This is a genomic window from Nitrospirae bacterium YQR-1 (genome assembly GCA_039908095.1).
In the GTDB taxonomy this organism is placed as follows: domain Bacteria; phylum Nitrospirota; class Thermodesulfovibrionia; order Thermodesulfovibrionales; family Magnetobacteriaceae; genus Magnetomonas.
Map to the genome: position 1 here is coordinate 1 of JAMOBJ010000061.1, position 2500 is coordinate 2500.

At 29.0% G+C, this 2500-nt stretch carries 3 protein-coding genes; all 3 read right to left on the bottom strand.

The annotated features are described in order from the left end of the window. The coding region (locus H7844_15765) for a hypothetical protein (protein ID MEO5358736.1) at positions 1–1003 on the bottom strand (1003 nt) is incomplete at its 3' end. Then, the gene (locus tag H7844_15770) at positions 1000–1422 is read right to left on the bottom strand and encodes a hypothetical protein (GenBank protein MEO5358737.1); all 423 of its coding nucleotides are present in this window, start codon (positions 1420–1422) and stop codon (positions 1000–1002) included. The genes H7844_15770 and H7844_15765, both read right to left, overlap by 4 nt. Before the next feature lie 4 nt (positions 1423–1426). Then, positions 1427–2500 (bottom strand): hypothetical protein (locus tag H7844_15775; GenBank protein MEO5358738.1); only part of this gene is annotated, 1074 nt, incomplete at its 5' end.

Consider the following 2500-nt stretch of genomic DNA (forward strand, 5'->3'; position numbering starts at 1 on the left):
TATGGAAATTGAAATTAAACTTATTTAAGTTATTTCTTCCTCGGATGTCTTTAGGAATTCTCATAGGGTGGACTGTTGCATCTATTTCAACATGATTATCATTATCAAAAAACCCCCACTTATTATTGTGCTTCTTAAATACTGAATTACCAACTGTGTATAGCTCAAACAAATCAAGGTCAGACGAGCTTAAAAGCTCACATAGGGGGCCTTGTTTAAGATCCTCATTTATTATTTTATCTGCCTTATTATCTATAAGCAGTAACTTAATTTTTTTATTTTTTAGAACACCCTCAATTTCACTTCTTGAATTTATTAGTTCACAATATAAAAATGGCAGAGGAGCGCTAAAAAGTTCCAACGGTATTGTATGCGTATTTTTTAAGTTGTATGACAATCCGTTAGCGTTATTATATCTGTCATTAGCATCTTGCAGAATACTTTCTACAATTTTATTTTTTTTAGTATCGGCACCAAAACCGAGTCTTTCATAATACTCAATAAAGGTGCAATAATATTTATCTTTCCACATGTTATATTCGTCATTAAATGGATAAACTTCTTTATAAAAATTGATTATAAGATTTCTTAAATTTTCAGTAAAATTGTAATCAGAGATATTAATTACATTGAAAAACTTTTTTTTCTCTAAATCATATTTTAGTTCCGCATACAAAATAGCTTTTTCTTTAGAGTTAAATTCAGGGATACCCAGCAGCTTGTTTATATATGAAGATTTAATTTTTTCAGGTTCATAAACGAGTGGGATATGAGTCAAATCATCAACAATAAATATTATGTGATTACCTATTTCTATTTTTTTTTGAATTGTATAAATATCAGGCAGGTTTGTAATTATTGCATTATATTCTATATCAAACAAACTTGCTATTACAAGTCGACTATCTTTATCTATACCACAATCACAGAATTTGAGTAGTATTTTCTCAATATGTGTTTTTAACTTTTTATCTTTTATTAATAGTTGTACACCTTGTCTCATCTTTCTCTGTGGACATCCTTGCTTTTATTAAGTTTCGGCCATATATTAATCAATTCATTATAATGCTCAACTGAGGGAACAAAAGAGTTGCTATAAACATCCTTGATTTTTTTTATAAAATCAACATCCTGAATATTACACCAAAACTGACCTTCCTTTGGAAATCCATCAGGAACATAGTGGAAAACCAAAAGGCATTTTATAATACCAGCCATATCTCTTGCTAATTTAAAACCAAAAGGGTTATAAGAGTCTAAAAATACCTCTATAAGCCAAAAATCGGCAAAAATAATATTTCTACTAACTAGCGATACTTTATCCATCCTTATAGTATTAATATCAGAAATACCCAATCCTGAAGTAATGCACTTAGTGTAGATTCTAAACATGGAGATATCCGATACAATATTTATTTTCATAAATTCACCTTGCTGCCATTTCAAGTATTGGTGTTATTAAGGTATTATTAAAATCACGTAAAAAAGCAAAGAACTCTCTATCATTACTTTCTATATGTGGTTTACTCAAATAGTTTGATAATATATCCATTAATGTATCTATATTTTTATTATCTTCTCCGACGTTACATATCCTTTTTCTGATTGAATTTGCCATTGTTAAATCAAAAGTGAGAGCAGACCCATGTAGTTTTCCGTAATCAAGTTCAGATTGTTTAGGGTCACATAGGAAATATCTTAATGTATATAGTATTTTTTCTTTTTCTTTTGTAAATTCCTCTTGCACTTTGGAATTTGCTGTTTTACCCAAATCATACAAAATTATTTTAGCAATTGAGATAAGTTTTGCAAGCATTAAATTGATTACTTCAAATCCGCTTGTATATATTTTGTTCAACAAATTATCAAATGCGGTATCAAAATTGGTGCCATTATTTATTAGTGATGTAACAATACAATCTATCTGCTCAGCAATTGAACTATATCCACCAACTGAATAAGGTATAATAGGAATATGAGACGGTAAACATAACTGCATTTCTGAGTTTACATCGGAGTCATCTAAAATACCAGCTAAATTAGTAAGACCTTTATCATTTATATAATCTTTCCATGTTTTATTTCCCTTAGTTGATTTTGCAGTTGCTATTAGTTCTGGAATTTTTAAAAAAAGGATAGTGCTTATCCAGTGAATTCCAATTACTGCTGTAGAATCTTTATTTATTAGATTATTTATTGTTTTAATTATTTTAAGTATGTCTGTATTACCATTATAATACTTAAATAAATTTTCCTCTGAATATTCATTATTTGGGTATTCATCAAGATTTAAACCATCACCTGACAGGACAAAAATTTCACGATTTTCCGTGCTGTGGCACATCACTCTTAAGCCGTCATAATCTCTTACAAGGTTATTATCAATTCCATTTTTCCAATTAATCTCAAACTCATATTTAATGGACTTACCACCATGATGAAGCCGAGTTATTAAAAACAATTGCTTTTTTATATGGTTTTTATCTTCCATTGTCACTTG